Origin of the sequence: Azospirillum cavernae, from assembly GCF_003590795.1 — a bacterium.
Lineage (GTDB): Bacteria > Pseudomonadota > Alphaproteobacteria > Azospirillales > Azospirillaceae > Azospirillum > Azospirillum cavernae.
The window spans coordinates 1,309,340-1,325,071 of sequence record NZ_QYUL01000002.1 but is presented as its reverse complement, the minus strand read 5'-3'; the positions used below and the strand labels follow the sequence as shown (position 1 = coordinate 1,325,071).

20 protein-coding genes are annotated in these 15,732 nt (G+C 66.3%); 14 read left to right on the top strand and 6 right to left on the bottom strand.

What is annotated here, in order from left to right; translation table 11 throughout:
• Positions 1-205: 205 nt before the first annotated feature.
• From D3877_RS17685 to D3877_RS17645, 9 genes are all read left to right on the top strand, one after another.
• Positions 206-790: a YgjV family protein gene (locus D3877_RS17685; protein ID WP_119832015.1), complete on the top strand. Its 585-nt coding sequence runs from the start codon at positions 206-208 to the stop codon at positions 788-790.
• Positions 791-902: 112 nt separating this feature from the next.
• Positions 903-1,481 (top strand): YqaA family protein, encoded by a 579-nt coding sequence (locus D3877_RS17680; protein WP_119832014.1) that lies wholly within the window; start codon positions 903-905, stop codon positions 1,479-1,481.
• Positions 1,482-1,516: 35 nt separating this feature from the next.
• Positions 1,517-2,368 carry a TrmH family RNA methyltransferase gene (locus D3877_RS17675; protein ID WP_119832013.1) on the top strand — a complete coding sequence of 284 codons (852 nt, stop codon included), beginning with the start codon at positions 1,517-1,519 and terminating at the stop codon, positions 2,366-2,368.
• Between the two features lie 95 nt (positions 2,369-2,463).
• Positions 2,464-3,105 carry a peptide-methionine (S)-S-oxide reductase MsrA gene (gene msrA / locus D3877_RS17670; protein ID WP_119832012.1) on the top strand — a complete coding sequence of 214 codons (642 nt, stop codon included), beginning with the start codon at positions 2,464-2,466 and terminating at the stop codon, positions 3,103-3,105.
• A 128-nt stretch (positions 3,106-3,233) separates the two neighbouring features.
• Positions 3,234-3,770 carry a PAS domain-containing protein gene (locus D3877_RS17665; protein ID WP_119832011.1) on the top strand — a complete coding sequence of 179 codons (537 nt, stop codon included), beginning with the start codon at positions 3,234-3,236 and terminating at the stop codon, positions 3,768-3,770.
• Positions 3,767-5,722, top strand: coding sequence for a DNA translocase FtsK (locus D3877_RS17660; protein WP_119832010.1), 1,956 nt, complete (start codon positions 3,767-3,769; stop codon positions 5,720-5,722). Before D3877_RS17665 ends, D3877_RS17660 begins: the two co-directional genes overlap by 4 nt.
• Positions 5,722-6,096 (top strand): DUF1801 domain-containing protein, encoded by a 375-nt coding sequence (locus tag D3877_RS17655; protein WP_119832009.1) that lies wholly within the window; start codon positions 5,722-5,724, stop codon positions 6,094-6,096. Before D3877_RS17660 ends, D3877_RS17655 begins: the two co-directional genes overlap by 1 nt.
• A 14-nt stretch (positions 6,097-6,110) precedes the next feature.
• A complete protein-coding gene (locus D3877_RS17650) occupies positions 6,111-6,617 on the top strand; it encodes a DinB family protein (protein WP_119832008.1) in 507 nt (168 codons plus the stop codon).
• Entirely contained in the window at positions 6,614-7,228 is a 615-nt protein-coding gene (locus D3877_RS17645) for a pyridoxamine 5'-phosphate oxidase family protein (RefSeq protein ID WP_119832007.1), read from the top strand. Before D3877_RS17650 ends, D3877_RS17645 begins: the two co-directional genes overlap by 4 nt.
• Before the next feature lie 21 nt (positions 7,229-7,249).
• On the opposite strand, the gene D3877_RS29910 is transcribed toward D3877_RS17645, so the two are convergent.
• The 4 genes from D3877_RS29910 to D3877_RS17625 all read right to left on the bottom strand — a co-directional run bounded on the left by D3877_RS29910 (position 7,250) and on the right by D3877_RS17625 (position 10,053).
• Entirely contained in the window at positions 7,250-7,465 is a 216-nt protein-coding gene (locus tag D3877_RS29910) for a sensor histidine kinase (RefSeq protein WP_158599941.1), read from the bottom strand.
• Entirely contained in the window at positions 7,462-8,976 is a 1,515-nt protein-coding gene (locus D3877_RS17635) for a sensor histidine kinase (protein ID WP_158599940.1), read from the bottom strand. The genes D3877_RS29910 and D3877_RS17635 overlap by 4 nt, the downstream gene beginning before the upstream one ends.
• Positions 8,939-9,238 carry a hypothetical protein gene (locus D3877_RS17630; protein WP_147395224.1) on the bottom strand — a complete coding sequence of 100 codons (300 nt, stop codon included), beginning with the start codon at positions 9,236-9,238 and terminating at the stop codon, positions 8,939-8,941. The genes D3877_RS17635 and D3877_RS17630 overlap by 38 nt, the downstream gene beginning before the upstream one ends.
• Before the next feature lie 83 nt (positions 9,239-9,321).
• On the bottom strand, positions 9,322-10,053 hold the full coding sequence (locus tag D3877_RS17625; RefSeq protein WP_119832003.1) for an MgtC/SapB family protein: 732 nt from the start codon (positions 10,051-10,053) through the stop codon (positions 9,322-9,324).
• 204 nt (positions 10,054-10,257) lie between these two features.
• Here D3877_RS17625 and D3877_RS17620 point away from each other — a divergent pair, with 204 nt between their 5' ends.
• The 5 genes from D3877_RS17620 to D3877_RS17600 all read left to right on the top strand — a co-directional run bounded on the left by D3877_RS17620 (position 10,258) and on the right by D3877_RS17600 (position 14,483).
• Positions 10,258-10,410, top strand: coding sequence for a periplasmic nitrate reductase, NapE protein (locus tag D3877_RS17620; protein WP_119832002.1), 153 nt, complete (start codon positions 10,258-10,260; stop codon positions 10,408-10,410).
• An 11-nt stretch (positions 10,411-10,421) separates the two neighbouring features.
• Positions 10,422-10,766 carry a chaperone NapD gene (locus D3877_RS17615; protein ID WP_119832001.1) on the top strand — a complete coding sequence of 115 codons (345 nt, stop codon included), beginning with the start codon at positions 10,422-10,424 and terminating at the stop codon, positions 10,764-10,766.
• Between the two features lie 63 nt (positions 10,767-10,829).
• Entirely contained in the window at positions 10,830-13,328 is a 2,499-nt protein-coding gene (gene napA / locus D3877_RS17610) for a nitrate reductase catalytic subunit NapA (RefSeq protein ID WP_119832000.1), read from the top strand.
• An 11-nt stretch (positions 13,329-13,339) separates the two neighbouring features.
• Positions 13,340-13,855, top strand: coding sequence for a nitrate reductase cytochrome c-type subunit (locus D3877_RS17605; protein ID WP_119831999.1), 516 nt, complete (start codon positions 13,340-13,342; stop codon positions 13,853-13,855).
• Position 13,856: 1 nt separating this feature from the next.
• A complete protein-coding gene (locus D3877_RS17600) occupies positions 13,857-14,483 on the top strand; it encodes a NapC/NirT family cytochrome c (protein ID WP_119831998.1) in 627 nt (208 codons plus the stop codon).
• Positions 14,484-14,535: 52 nt separating this feature from the next.
• Here D3877_RS17600 and D3877_RS17595 read toward each other — a convergent pair whose 3' ends face one another.
• Positions 14,536-15,201, bottom strand: coding sequence for a hypothetical protein (locus tag D3877_RS17595; protein WP_147395223.1), 666 nt, complete (start codon positions 15,199-15,201; stop codon positions 14,536-14,538).
• Between the two features lie 126 nt (positions 15,202-15,327).
• On the bottom strand, positions 15,328-15,729 hold the full coding sequence (locus tag D3877_RS17590) for a hypothetical protein (RefSeq protein ID WP_147395222.1): 402 nt from the start codon (positions 15,727-15,729) through the stop codon (positions 15,328-15,330).
• Positions 15,730-15,732: the final 3 nt, after the last annotated feature.

Here is a 15,732-nt window from a genome sequence, read left to right as displayed (position 1 = left end):
CCATGCGCGCCGTGCAGCCCTGGGTGGCCGGAGCCTCTCTGGTGAAGCGGCGGGGAGAGGCGTAGATCTGCGTCCTGTTGCCATTGGGCAGCAGCGTTGCCGTTTGGCGACACCAACCACCTCCACACCGACCGACCACCCCGGCCATCGCGCGCCGGGATCGCGCCTGTGCGCCCGCCCCCGCTTGCCATCCGAGTCCGCCGTCATGATGTTGTCCTCGCTGTCCATTTCCGCCGCTGACGCCTTTGGCGCGGCGGCTTTCGCCGGGTCTTGCCTGTGGCCGCTGATGAAGCAGCGCCGGGGCTTGCTGGTGGGACAGGCCGCGACCAACCTTCTGTTCATCACCCATTTCATCCTGCTGGGGGCCTACACCGCCGCCGCGCTCTGCGCGCTGGTGGTGACGCAGGTGTTGACGGCGCTGCCGGAAACCCGCCGCCGCTGGCACTCCGCGCTGTTCGCCGCCACCGTGCCGGGCATCGCGGCGGTGGCCTTCGCCACCTGGGCCGGGCTGCCCTCGGCGCTGTCGAGCATCGGCATCAGCCTGTCCACCACGGCGCGCTGGCAGTCGAGCACCACGCGGATGCGCCTGTTCCTGCTGGGCGCCGGGCTGTTCTGGGTCAGCCACAACATCCTGGTGATGTCGCCCTTCGCCATCGCGTCGGACGGCATCTCGGCCATCGGCAACGTCGCCCGCCTGATTGCCGACCGCCGCGCCGCCCGGCGGCAAAGCGCGGTCCCCACCGCCGACGCCGTCAACGGCAACCGCGCCCCGGCGGCTCTGGCGGCCTGATCGCGGACAACCCGCGCCGTCGCCGGAACATCACCCCGGAACATCACTGGCGGGATCGGCGCGGCGCGGTTACAAGAGCGCTTCCCGAGTGACCCTGAGGGCGGCATCCCCCATGTTGAAGCGCGTGTATGACTGGACCATGGAAAAGGCGGCGTCGAAGAACGCCACCGCTTGGCTGGCCGGGGTGTCCTTCGCCGAAAGCTCCTTCTTCCCGCTGCCGCCCGATCTGCTGCTGGTGCCGATGGTCATCGCCAACCGGCAAGCGGCGTGGCGGCTGGCCGCCATCTGCACGCTGGCCTCGGTCATCGGCGGGCTGTTCGGCTACGCCATCGGCTATTTCCTCTATGAGACGGTCGGGCGCTGGGTCATCGACTTCTACCATCTGACCGACAAGTTCGAGGCGATGCGCCAGACCTTTCTGGACTACGGCGCGGAGATCCTCATCATCAAGGGCATGACGCCGATTCCTTACAAGCTGCTGACCATCACCGCCGGGGTGGCGCAGTTGAATTTGTGGGTGTTCGTCGGCGCGTCGATCATTTCGCGCTCGATGCGGTTTTTCCTGGTCGCCGCGCTGCTCTATTTCTTTGGCGAGCCGGTGCGCGCCTTCATCGAAAAGCGCCTGACCCTCGTCACCAGCGCCGTCGCCGTCGCCCTGATCGGCGGCTTCCTGGTCGTCAAGCTGCTCTGACCTGACGGTCTGGCCCGAAGCTCTGGAATTTCGCCATGCCGCCGCCCGGTCGCCCGCCCCGCTCCGCCCATCCCCGCGCCAACCGGCCCGGCCCGCCTCCGGTTCGCGCCGCAGCGCCGCCGCCGCGCGAGCCGGATGAGTCGCGAAAACTGTTCCGCGTCGCCGGGCTGTCCGCCGTGTCGGCCCTGTTCGCCCATGATCCGGCCCGCGTCGAGCGGCTGTTCTTCGACGAGCGGCTGAAACCGGCGGTCGGGGCCTTTTGCAAGGCGATGGCCGCCGCCCGCAAGCCTTACCGCATGGTCGAGGCCGAGGAGTTGGCGAAGGTCGCCGGAACCGTGCTGCATGGCGGCGTCGTCGCCCTGATGGCGCCCCGCGCCGTGCCCGCCTTTGACGGCGACGCCGCCCGGCGCTGGAGCGAACCGCTGCTGATTCTCGACGGCGTCGGCAACCCGCACAATTTGGGCGCGATCCTGCGCACCGCCGCCTTTTTCGGCCTGCCGCGCGTCCTGCTGTCCGACCATCCGGGCCAAGCCTTGCCGTCCGAAGCCGCCTACCGCGTCGCCGAGGGCGGATTCGAATGGGTGGAACTGTTCAAAGCCGAGAATCTGCCGCTGGCGCTCAAGCGTCTGCGCGCCACCCATCGGGTGGTCGGCACGGCGCTGGATCCCAAACGCCCGACCATCGACGTCTCCGGCCTGTCCGCCACCGACCGCGACCGCCGACCGCTGGCCGTCGTGCTGGGCAACGAGGAGGACGGCGCGCCGCCCGCCACGCTCGCCGCCTGCGAAGCGCTGCTGACGATTCCCGGCGGCGGACGCGTCCAATCGCTGAACGTCGCCGCCACCGCCGCGATTCTGATTCACGCGCTGGCGGTCACGCCCCGTTGACGAAAGAGTGAACGGCGCGGCGGCGCCCCGACGCTTGCCGCCACGCCCACGCCGCACGACATCTGTGTCTCCACCCCCGAGAACGGAGCGTCCCCATGTTCGGCCAATTCCTGCGCAAGCCCGCCACTCTGCCAGAGGCGACCGAGGCGCTTCCCGGTCGGGCCGACGCCATGGCGGTTCCCGCCCGCCACCACGTCAACGGCCATCCGATGACGCCGCCCTACGCCGCCGGTCTGGAGATCCTCGACGTTGGGCTTGGCTGCTTTTGGGGGGCGGAGCGCAAATTCTGGAAGATCCCCGGCGTCTGGGTGACGGCGGTCGGCTATCAGGGCGGCCACACCCCCAACCCGACCTATGAGGAGGTCTGTTCGGGCCGCACCGGCCACACCGAAGCGGTGCGAGTCGTCTATGACCCGGCCAAAATCGCCTTGACCGACCTGCTGCGCGCCTTTTGGGAGGCGCACGACCCGACCCAGGGGATGCGCCAGGGCAACGACGTCGGCACGCAATACCGCTCCGCCCTCTACACCCACAACGCCGCCCAAATGGAGGCGGTGATCGCCAGCCGCGACGCCTATCAGGCCCGGTTGAGCGCGGCGGGCCACGGCCCGATCACCACGGAAATCCGCGCCGCGCCGACCTTTTACTTCGCCGAAGCCTACCACCAGCAATATCTGGCGAAGAACCCCAACGGCTATTGCGGGTTGGGCGGCACCGGCGTGACCTGCGCGCTGTGACCGGCAAAGCCCTGTCCGCGCCGGGGGCGTTGCGCGGCGGGGCGGCTTGCGGGTATGGTTCGGGCGGTCCTTGAAAGCTCCCGTGTCGTCATGCGCCCGGGGCGCCGCCCGCCAAGCCATGATCGTCGATGACACAGAAAAAAGCCGAGCTGGCCACGCCGTATCTCAGCGGCTTGCTCGATTTCTGGCTAAACAAATGCCCCGTTGGCGGTCTGCCGGCCCCCAGCAGCATCGCGCCCGCCGATCTGCGGCCCTGGAAGGACCACATCGTCGTTTTCGAGGTGATCGGCGACGACGCCAGCGATTGCGGCGCCTTCGTCTATTCCTATTACGGCAAGGCGCTGGCCGCCGCCTTCGGCCATTCGCGGCTGGGGGCGACGCTGGACGATCTGCCCGCCGAACAGCGCGCGGTCCTGCAACCGGAATATGACGCCGTGCGGCGCGAACGGTTGCCGCTGGCCCGCGTCCACACCGCCGATTTCGCCGGACGCACGCGCAGTTGGGAACGGCTGGTCCTGCCGCTGTCGAGCGACGGCGTGACCATCGACAAGCTGCTGGTCGCCGCCTATGAGCTGGCCGTCCGGCCCAGCGGCGGCTACGTCCCCGCCCCCAGTTCCCTGCCGCCCCTTCCCACCAATGTTTTGAAGCCGGGAGTCTCGGCATGACGTCGCGTATGCCGCATCTTGCCGCCCCGCCGACCCAGGCGGGCGTCGTCACCGCTGACGAGTTCAATCTGTGGTGCGCGCTGAACGGACGCCCCTTCAACCTCGTCCCCAACCCGCGCGGCGAAGGCCGCGTGCTGTGGGACGTCGAGGTGCTGCCGGGCACGCCGCGCGCCGGAACCGTCTATTCCACCAACATGGCGGACGAGGCGCTGGCCGTGGTCGCCGGTTTCGCCTTCATGTCCGGCGTCGATTGGGCCTATGAGGCGCGCGAACCGGGGGAGGCGCCGCCGACCGCGCCCTCGCCCTACACGCCGTCGCCGACCCCGCCGACCGCCTACCCGCCCTCGACGCTGCCGCCTCTGCCGCCCTCCGCCTACAGCGCGCCGATGGCGGCCCCCAGCCTGTCGGATGGCCCCGTGGTCTACCCGCCGGTCTATTCGCTGCCCGCCGTCACCCTGTTGCAGAACCCGCCGCCGCGCCCGCCGCAGCAGCATGACGAGGGCTTGCTGGCCCGCAACGCGCGAATGCTGGAAACCGTCCTGAAGAATTTCCGCGTGCGCGGCGAGATCATGGACGTGCGCCCCGGCCCGGTGGTGACGCTGTACGAGTTCGAGCCGGCCCCCGGCACCAAATCGGCCACCGTCATCAACCTGACCGACGACATCGCCCGCTCGATGAGCGTCGTCACCGCCCGCATCGCCATCGTGCCGGGCCGCAGCGTGATCGGCGTGGAACTGCCGAACCCGGTGCGCGAGATGGTGTATCTGCGCGAAAGCTTCGACCACGACGCCTTCCGCAACACCACGGCGCAGCTCGCCATCGGTCTGGGCAAGGACATCAGCGGCGAACCCGTGGTCGCCGATCTGGCCAAGATGCCCCATTTGCTGGTCGCCGGAACCACCGGGTCGGGCAAGTCGGTCGCCATCAACACCATGATCCTGTCGCTGCTCTACCGGCTGCCGCCGGAGCGCTGCCGCTTCATCATGGTCGATCCCAAGATGCTGGAATTGTCGGTCTATGACGGCATCCCGCATTTGTTGACCCCCGTCGTCACCGACCCGAAAAAGGCGGTCGTCGCCCTGCGCTGGGCGGTGCGGGAGATGGAAAACCGTTACGAGTCGATGTCGAAGCTCGGCGTCCGCAACATCGAGGGCTACAACGCCCGGATGGCCGAGATGATCGCGGCGGGCGAAAAGATGCCGCGCCGCCCGACTCCGCCCGGCGAACCGGAAAACGTCTTCGACCTGACGCCGCAGGATCCGACCCCGCTGCCTTACATCGTCGTCATCGTCGATGAGATGGCCGATTTGATGCTGGTCGCGGGCAAGGAGATCGAAGCCGCGATCCAACGTCTGGCCCAGATGGCGCGCGCGGCGGGAATCCATTTGATTATGGCGACGCAACGCCCCTCGGTGGACGTCATCACCGGCACCATCAAGGCCAATTTCCCGACCCGCATCAGCTTCCAGGTCACGAGCAAGATCGACAGCCGCACCATCCTGGGCGAGGCCGGGGCCGAACAGCTCCTGGGCCAGGGCGACATGCTCTACATGCAGGGCGGCGGGCGCATCACCCGCGTCCACGGCCCCTTCGTATCCGACGCCGAGGTCGAGGAGATCGTCCAGTATGTGAAGGCGCAGGGCGCGCCCAACTACGTCACCGCGATCACCGAGGAAGAGGAAGAGGCCCAAGCGGTCGAAGAGGACGAGAACGGCGCCGGCAGCGCCCTGAGCGGCGACGACCTCTACATGCAGGCGGTCAATCTGGTGGTGCGCGAAGGCAAGGTGTCGGTCAGCTTCATCCAGCGCCAGCTTCAAATCGGCTACAACCGCGCCGCCCGTCTGGTGGAGCGGATGGAAACCGAACGGGTGGTCGGCCAAGCCAACCACCAGGGCAAGCGCGAGGTCCTGCTGTCGCACGCCGGTCTGTCGGCCAAACGCGCGGGGGTGTGATGAACAGGGCGGCGACCGACGATCCCGTGGCGGCTCTGCTCCACAAGATTGACGACGCCGACCCGCTGTTGCACGGCGTCGTGCAAGAGGCGCGGCGGCTCATCCAAGACGTCGCCCAGGGCGCGGAGAAGAGCGTCAAGTACGGCGGCGTCCTGTTCGCCGCCCCTGCGCCCTTCTGCGGCCTGTTCGCCTACAAAGGCCATGTGTCGTTGGAGTTCGGGCGGGGATGCGACCTGACCGACGCGCATGGCTCGTTGGAAGGGGCTGGAAAGTTTCGCCGTCACATCAAACTGACGTGCGTCGCCGACCTTGAGAGCAAGCGTGTGCGGGACTATGTGGCGCAAGCCTTGACCAACGCCCGCAAAACGACCTGACACGAGACGCCGCCATGAACCCCAAAACCCATTTCGACCGTCTGGCGCTTTACAACCGTTGGGCCAACCGGCGGCTTTATGACACGGCGGCGGCGCTGACCGACGCGCAGTTCCACGAGGATCGCGGCGCCTTCTTCGGCTCAGTGCTCGGCACGCTGAACCATCTGCTGGTCGCCGACCAGATTTGGCTGGAGCGGATCGAAGGGACAGGCCCCAAGCACAGCGCGCTGAACCTCATCCTGTGCGACGGCTTCGCCGAACTGCGCGCCGCCCGCGAGGCGGAGGACGAGCGCATCCTGCGCGTCGTCGCCGCCCAGCCCGAAGAACGGTTCGAGGCGATCTTCGCCTACACGAACACCGCTGGCGTTTCCCACGAGCTGCCTTTCGCCCCGGTGTTGACCCACATCTTCAACCACCAGACCCACCATCGCGGGCAAGCCCACACGCTGTTGAGCCAGTTCGGGCTGAAGGCCCCCGTCATCGACTTCGTTTATTTCCTGGCGGATCGCCAAACCCAATGAGCCAGCCCATCGCCGACCTCGCCGCGCTGGAGGCCCTCTACGGCCAACCGGGCGCCGCCTCGGTCGCCAAAGAGGTGACGCGTCTGACCAGCGGCTACCGCGCGTTGATCGAGGCGTCGCCCTTTTTCGTGCTGGCGACCAGCGGGCCGGACGGGCTGGACGCCTCGCCGCGCGGCGACGCGCAGGGCTTTCTGCGGGTGGCGGACGAGCGGACCTTGCTGATCCCCGACCGGCGCGGCAACAACCGCGTCGATTCGCTGCGCAACATCCTGCACGATCCGCGCGTCGGGCTGCTGTTCCTCATTCCCGGCGTCAACGAGACGCTGCGGGTCAATGGCCGCGCGGTGATCGACGTGGACCCGGCGCTGTGCGACAGCTTCGCCGTGGACGGCAAAGCGCCGAAATCGGTGCTGGTCGTCACCATCGACCAGGTGTTCTTCCAATGCGCCCGCGCCGTGCTGCGCGCCCGCCTGTGGGATCCCACAGCCCAGGTGGCGCCCGACCGCCTGCCGTCCATCGGCGCGCTGTTGGCGGAGGCCAGCGCCGGACGGGAGGGGGGCGAGGCTTACGAGCGCTCGCTGAACGAACGGATCCCCAAAACGCTGTATTGAGCGGCGGTCAGCCAACAGCGGTCAGTCGGCGGCAGGCGCGGGGAACGCCGCCTGGTCCGGCAGATGAATGGTGAAAATCGACCCCATCCCGTCCCGGCTTTCCACCAACAGCCGCCCACCATGGGCCGCGACGATCTTGTGCGTCATGTACAGCCCGATGCCCGACCCCTTGGTCCCGCGCGAGGACGACGCCCGGAAATAGATGGCGCCGATGCGCGCCACCTCCTCGCCGCTCATGCCGCGCCCTTGATCGGCGACGCGGATGACGATCCCCCCGGCGCGCCCTCCGCCGTCACCACCACCGGGGCGTCGGGAGGGGAATAGCGCAGGGCGTTCTGAATCACGTTTGTGATGGCGACGCACAGGAATTGGAGATCGCCGCGCAGTTCCCGGTCGGCGACGCGGGTCGTCACCACCACCCGCGTTTCGGCGTCCGCCGCCGTCACCCCGTCCATCGCCGCGTCGAGCAGGCGGCCAACCGTCATCCATTCCAGTTGCAGCGCCAGCGCGCCATGATCCAGCGCCTGGGTGGACAGGAACACATCGACCAGATCGGCCAGCTTGCGGGTGGTGCTGCGGATGCGCTCCAGCCGCTTGACCAGCGGCGGCGCGTCCTGAACGTCGAGCGCGATCATCTGCGCCGCCCCGTCGATGGAGGCCAGCGGCGTGCGGAATTCGTGCGACAGCATGGCGACGAAGATCCGCTGCTCCTCCGCCCGTTTGGTGGCGAAGGCGACGCCTTCCTCGGCCCGCACCCGCTCGGTCTGCAAGCGCCGGATGCGCAGCGCCAGCCCGGCCCCCAGAATCAGAACGCCCAAAAGCGCCGCGACCGGGTAAGGCTCGATCGACAAGTCGGACGGCAACACCCCGCGCAGCTTCAATTGCGACAGCACCATGCCGATGATCGAGGACAGCGCGCAGGCCAGATAGAAACGCAGGCTGCTGTCGCGTGGATCACGCCGCATCAGGATCACGATCAAGATGAGGCTGACCAGAGACATTGAGGCCCCAAGGGTCGAAATCACCGGACTGACGACGCTGAACCAGGGCGTCAGCGACGACGGCACCGCCAGCACCGCCAACACCCCCAACCCGCGATAGACATGCTGGAGCCGGGGGAAATTGCGGCGCAGATTCAGCAGCCGCCGCCACAACTGCATGACGATGGCCGTGCCAAGAAAGCCCAAGCCCCCAACCGCCAAATTCAGCAGCCACCCCGGCGCGTCAGGCAGAAACGTCGCCGCAACGCCCGTGGCGAACAGAAAATACAGCAGCATCAACGCAACGTACGCGGTGTAGGTCAGCAGCACCGAATCGCGCAGCAGCGCGCCAAGCGCCAAATAGACAACCACCAGAACCACCAAAACGCCAAAGAACATGCCATGGAACAGCAGCGCCGTGGTCTGGCGGGCGATGAAGGCCTTGGGCGTCCACAGCGCCGCCGACAGGCTGATGGCGCTGACCGAATCGATGCGCAGATAGACCGTGACCGTTTGCCCCTCCGGCAATTCCAGCGGCGTGCTGTGCAATCGGGTCTGCATCGGGCGCTGGCTGTAGGGCACGAAGTCGCCCATGCGGATGACTCGGTAGCCCTCTGGCCCTGTTGGGGTTTGACCGGCGGTGAGCGGGACGTGCAGATCAAGATGGTCGATGTAAGGCTCGCCCATCTCCAGCAGCCATTCGGCGTTGGCCCCCGGCTCGCGCGACAGGTCAAAGCGGTACCAGTGGATCGCCCTGGTCTGCCCCACCCCCGGAAATCCCCCCCGCGACAAAGCGCCCCTCGGCGTCGGCCCGCAGGACGTCGGCGAAGGACAGCGCCCGCTGGGCGTCGATCAATTGGCTGAAATGGCCGGACAGCGAGGCCCCCGCCGTCGCCGCCGTCAAACGCAGGGGCTGCGGCGCGTCGGCCCAAGCGTCATGGTTGGGCGTGAACAGCCCGACAACAAAAACAAGTCCGGCCAGCAGGGCGGCGACCCATCGGAAACGGCCCGTCCATCCTCTCGCCACCATGCCTCCCCCCATCACGCTCACGGAAATGGCGCAACGGGACTTTCCCCCGAAAAACATTAAGAGATCAAAGCAATTTCCGTGTTTCAAATGCGCGACGGCGACAGGCGGAACTCCACCAACGAATCCGTCGCGCTCAGGCCGGTGATGAGCGTCATCGGATCCAGCAGCCCGTTCGCCTGAAGCACAAGCTGATACTCAAACAGGCCGGTGCCGTTTTTCAGGTGAAAGGCCCAATCCGTCACCTCGAATCCAAACTCCTTGGCCTTGGCGCGCACCTCCTCGGCGGGGGGCGCCCGGTCGCGGGCGAAGACCAGAGTCATGTGGATCACCGTCTGGTGCGGCAGCTTGGCTTCCAACTGGCGGAACATGCTCATGATGAAGACGCAGACCAGCGCCGCCGCGATGGCGACGATGTAAAAGCCAAGCCCGATGGTCACGCCGATGGCCGCCGTGGCCCAGATCGACGCGGCGGTGGACAGCCCCCGGATCGACAGACCTTCGCGCATGATGACCCCGGCCCCGAGAAAACCGATGCCGGTGACGATGCCCTGGATCACCCGAGTCGGGTCGCCCGCCCCAGTGGCCCCCTGCGGCCCAAGGCCGCCGTACCACATGCCGGGATAGGCGTTGACCACCGTCAGCATGGCGGACGCCACGCAGACCAGCCCATAGGTCCGCATCCCCGCCGCCCGACCATGGTAGGAGCGCTCGTACCCCATCAGCATCCCAAGCGCCAGCGCGCCAAGAAGGTGAAGCAAAATCAACCCGTTGGTGATGATTTCGGCGTGCGACCAGTAGGACAGCAGGACATCCATCGGCGATCGGTCCAATCCATGCGGGGGCGGTGGGGCGGGAAGCCTACACCCTTGGATTAGCAATGTCTTTTCAAAGACGGCGAGGCGGCAAGAATCCCCCCGCTTGACCTGGGTCAATTTCAAGCCCTTCGGAAAGGACCAATACTAAGGACCGATAATGCCTCATACCTAGGGGCCAATTGCTCTGACGGATCGAGACCCACCATGACGCCGTCCACATCCTCCGCCACTCCTTCCCGCCGCGCCGAAACCCTGATGTTTCTGGCGCTGTCCGTTCTGGTCTGGCCGTTGATCGCCGTCGGTTCGGTCGGCGCCTACGGCTTTTCCATCTGGATTTACCAGATGCTGACCCATTGAGGGACGCCGCCATGCCGATCAACCCGACGCCATCGCCCACCGCCGCCGCCACGCCCGTCAGCCGGACGCCGGAGATCCACATCTCCAGCCTCGTCATCCAGCACAGACCGGCGCAAACCGACGCCATCCAGGCGGCGGCCAGCGCCATCGACGGGCTGGACTGGTGCGTGTCGGAAAACGGCAAGGCGGTGGTGACGCTGGTGACGCGCAGCGCCGGCGCGGTCATGGACCGCATCGCCGCGCTGAACGCCCTGCCCGGCGTCCACACCGTCACCATGGTCTACCACCATTACGAATCGGCGGACGCCATCGACGGCCCAACGGATGGCCCTGCGGCCAACCACGCCGCGCCCTGATCCCGTCCATCTGCCCCCCGTCCGCCCGCCCATCGACGCCTCTTCGGCCCAGGAGTTCCCCGCATGTTGTTGTCCCGCCGCGATTATCTGAAGGCGCAGGCCGCCGCAGCCGCCGCAGCGGCGGCGGGCGTCAGCCTGCCCGCCTCCGCCGGAAACCTGCTGACCGGCGAGGGCGCCAAGCTGACTTGGTCCAAGGCTCCCTGCCGCTTCTGCGGCACCGGGTGCAGCGTCATGGTCGGCGTCAAGGACGGCAACGTCGTCGCCACCCACGGCGACGTGAAGTCGGAGGTCAACCGGGGCCTGAACTGCGTGAAGGGCTATTTCCTGTCCAAGATCATGTATGGCGAAGACCGGCTGACCACGCCGCTGCTGCGCATGACCAACGGCAAGTTCGACAAGGAAGGCGAATTCACCCCGATCACCTGGGATCAAGCCTTCGACATCATGGCCGAGAAGTGGAAGGAGGCCCTGAAGAAGAAGGGGCCGACCTCCGTCGGCATGTTTGGCTCCGGCCAGTGGACGATCTATGAGGGCTACGCCGCGTCCAAATTCATGAAGGCGGGTCTGCGCTCCAACAATCTGGATCCGAACGCGCGCCACTGCATGGCCTCGGCGGTCATGGGCTTCATGCGGACCTTCGGCATGGACGAGCCGATGGGCTGTTACGACGACATGGAGAACGCCGACGCCTTCGTTCTCTGGGGATCGAACATGGCGGAGATGCACCCGATCCTGTGGACCCGCATCACCGACCGCCGCCTGAGCCACCCCGGTTGCAAGGTCGCCGTTCTGTCCACCTTCGAGCATCGCAGCTTCGATCTGGCCGACATCGGCATGGTCTTCACGCCGGGATCCGATCTGGCGATCCTGAACTACATCGCCAACCACATCATCCAAACCGGCAAGGTTGACAAGGACTTCGTCGCCAAGCACTGCAACTTCAAACGCGGGCGCGACGACATCGGTTACGGCCTGCGGCCCGAACACCCGCTGGAGAAAAAGGCCAAGAACGCCGACAAGGCCACCGAATCCGACCCGATCAGCTTTGAAGAATTCGCGGCCTTCGTCGCCCCCTACACGCTGGACAAGGCGCACGAACTGTCGGGCGTGCCGAAGAACCGGCTGGAGGCGCTCGCCGCGCTCTACGCCGATCCCAAGGTGAAGGTCATGTCCTTGTGGACCATGGGCTTCAACCAGCATGTGCGCGGCGTCTGGGCCAACAACCTCTGCTACAACATTCATCTGCTGACCGGGAAGATCGCCCAGCCCGGCAACGGCCCCTTCTCGCTGACCGGCCAGCCCTCGGCCTGCGGCACGGCGCGCGAGGTCGGCACCTTCTCCCACCGGCTGCCCGCCGACATGGTGGTGACGAACCCCGAACACCGCCGCCACGCCGAAGAGATTTGGAAGCTGCCCGACGGCACGATTCCCGAAAAGCCCGGCTATCACGCGGTGTTGCAGGACCGCATGCTGAAGGACGGCAAGCTCAACGCCTATTGGGTCCAATGCAACAACAACATGCAGACGGCGCCCAACACGGCGAAAGAGACCTTCCCCGGCTACCGCAACCCGGAAAACTTCATCGTCGTGTCCGATCCCTACCCGACGGTGACGGCGCTGGCCGCCGACCTGATCCTGCCCACCGCCATGTGGGTGGAGAAGGAGGGCGGTTACGGCAACGCCGAACGCCGCACCCAATTGTGGCGGCAACTGGTCAACGCGCCCGACGGCGCGCGGTCCGACCTGTGGCAGATCGTTGAATTCTCCAAGCGCTTCACGGTGGAAGAGGTGTGGCCGGAAGAGCTGCTGGCGAAAAAGCCGGAGCTGCGCGGCAAGACATTGTTCGACGTGCTGTACCGCAACGGGCAGGTGGACCGCTTCCCGCTGTCCGACTGCGCCCCGGAGTACGAGAATTTCGAGGCCAAGCAGTTCGGCTTCTACCTGCAAAAGGGCTTGTTCGAGGAATACGCCGCCTTCGGGCGCGGCCACGGCCATGATCTGGCGGATTTCGAGCAGTACCACGTCGAACGCGGCCTGCGCTGGCCGGTGGTCAACGGCCAGGAAACCAAATGGCGCTACCGCGAAGGCTATGACCCCTATGTGAAGGCGGGCGAGGGCGTGCGTTTTTACGGCAACAAGGACGGCAAGGCGAACGTCTTCGCCCTGCCCTATGAGCCGCCCGCCGAATCGCCCGACGCCGATTACCCCTTCTGGCTCTCGACCGGGCGGGTGATCGAGCATTGGCACAGCGGATCCATGACCCTGCGCGTGCCCGAACTGCGCAAGGCGTTTCCCAACGCCGTGGCCTTCATGCACCCCGACGACGCCAAGCAGTTGAACGTCCGGCGCGGGCAGGAGGTGCGCGTCACCTCGCGGCGCGGCGAGGTGCGGGTGCGGGTGGAGACGCGCGGGCGCAACAAGCCGCCGCGCGGTTTGATCTTCGTGCCCTTCTTCGACCACACCGTGCTCATCAACAAGGTGACGCTGGACGCCACCGACCCCATCAGCAAACAGACCGACTACAAGAAATGCGCGGTCAAGATCACCCCCGTGAGCGCGTGAGGAGACCGACCATGACATCCCGAATCCTGATCGCCGCCCTGGTCCTGACCGCCGCCATCCCGGCGCTTCTCATGGGGGGCGTCTCCGGCGTCGTCGCCGCCGACGGCAAGCCGGGGCCAGCCCTCTCTGGTCCGGTCGTCTCCTCCGGCCCGCACCCGATCACCCTGGATCGTCCGGCGGAGGCGACCAACCGCGAGATCGTCGACGACGTGAAGCGCGTGCGCAATTACGCCGACCAGCCGCCGCTGATCCCGCACGCCGTCCGCGATTACCAGATCGACCTGAACGTCAACAAATGCCTGACCTGCCATGACCGGCGGAACGTCGAAGGCTCGCAAGCGCCGATGGTCTCGGTCACGCATTTCCAGGACCGCGACGGCCAAACGCTGGGCACCGTGTCGCCGCGCCGCTATTTCTGCACCCAGTGCCATGTCCCGCAGACCGACGCCAAACCCATCGTCGGCAACCGCTTCCGCGATTTCGACGCGGTGTTGAGCACCGCTCCGGCGAAGGAAGGCGCGAAGTAACATGGCGATCACAACGGCGATCCGAAACGCGGTCGCGGCGTGCTGGCGCGTCTTCGCGCGGCCCAGCGTGCATTACAGCTTGGGTTTCCTGACCTTGGGCGGCTTCGTCGCCGGGGTGCTGTTCTGGGGCGGCTTCAACACCGCTCTGGAGGCCTCCAACACGGAAGCCTTCTGCATCAGTTGCCACGAGATGCGCGACAACCCTTACGAGGAGTTGAAGCAGACCATCCACTTCACCAACCGTTCGGGCGTGCGGGCGAGCTGCCCGGATTGCCACGTCCCGCACCAATGGACCGACAAGATCGCCCGCAAGATGCAGGCGTCCAAAGAGGTCTGGGGCAAGATCTTCGGCACCATCGACACCCGCGAAAAGTTCCTCGACAAGCGCCGCGAACTGGCCGAGCACGAATGGGACCGGCTGAAGGCCAACAACTCGTTGGAATGCCGCAACTGCCACAGCGCCGAATCGATGGACATCACCAAACAGAACCCGCGCGCGGTGAAGATGCACGAAACCTTCCTGTTCACCGGGGAAAAAACCTGCATCGACTGCCACAAGGGCATCGCCCACCGCCTGCCCGACATGCACGGAATCGAACCCGGCTGGAACGCCAGCGCGGTGAAGTGACGACGAAGCGTCCCTCTCCCGCAAAGCGGGAGAGGGACGCGCGCGTCAACCGTCAGTCACCGCCTGGAAAAAGCTGAAAGTTGAAGCTGCCGCAAATCAGAATGTGCGCCGTCTTCTCCACCGCCAGCGTCAGATAGCTGGTCAGCACCGAGCTTTGATAGCTGTAGCCGGTCGGCAGGGGCAAATCGGCAAGGCCATCAACGGAATCAACGTCGTAACCGCTGTCGCTGAACGCGGCGACCAGCGCGTACCGTTCCCCCTCCGGGCCGATGATTTCCTGCAACACGCTTCCGGCGGGAAACGTCACCGACGTCTGGCGCTCAATCTCGCCCTTGGCCCATTGCTCGTCCGACGATTCGCTGGCCAACGGCGTGAAGGACAGGGTGCGCGCAATCAGTTGAAGCTGCACCGTGATCCCGTTCGACAATTGCAGACCAAGCTGTCGCGGCAGAGACGCCGGAGCGTCCCCCGGATAGGGGTAGATGGTGCTGCAACAGGGAAGCGCGTTCTGCCCCGGCTCATCTGTGGTGAAGATCAACGGATCATTCTCCGGATCCGCCGAAAACGACACGTATTTTGGCAGAAACGGCGCGATTTGATTGACGAAATAGGTCTCGTCGCTGGTCAGGTAATTGTAAATATAGCCAGGCGACGTTTGCGGATTTTGCCGGAACTCCTGATTGAACCCTGTGCTCACCACAATGTTGACGCTTGCCATGCTGTTCCCCATCCGTTGGCTCTCGGGCCAGACGCCCGAACGACGATACAACGAAAAGAGCAAACACAAAGGGCGTTGCGTCAAAATAATTGATAAACTCGAAAGCTCACCCTCATAGCGATTGCATCACCCCAATACATCCAGCGCGGCCAGCGCCAGCAGCGTCACCCCCACCGCTTCCAACAGGCCGAGCAGCCCGCGCAGGCCCAGCGCCACCCACCAGCTCGCCCAATCGCGGCGGTGGTGGACTTCGGTCAGCAGCCGGTCCTGAACGCCGTTGACCGCCCGGCGGGCCGACAGGCCGACAAGGCCGCCGACCAGCGCCACCACCCCGGTGCCCAGCACGTAATACAGCCCGCCCTTCCACCCGGCGAAATGATCGGGATGGGCGAGGAAAACCAGCGTTCCGACGATGATCCACACGGCGGCGGGCCAGACGCCGACGATCTCCGGGCCGACGCCGCCCGCTGGCTTCTCACCCCGTGGAGTCTGGGATGGCCCGCCCGCCCGTGGCCCGTCCGTCGCCATCGG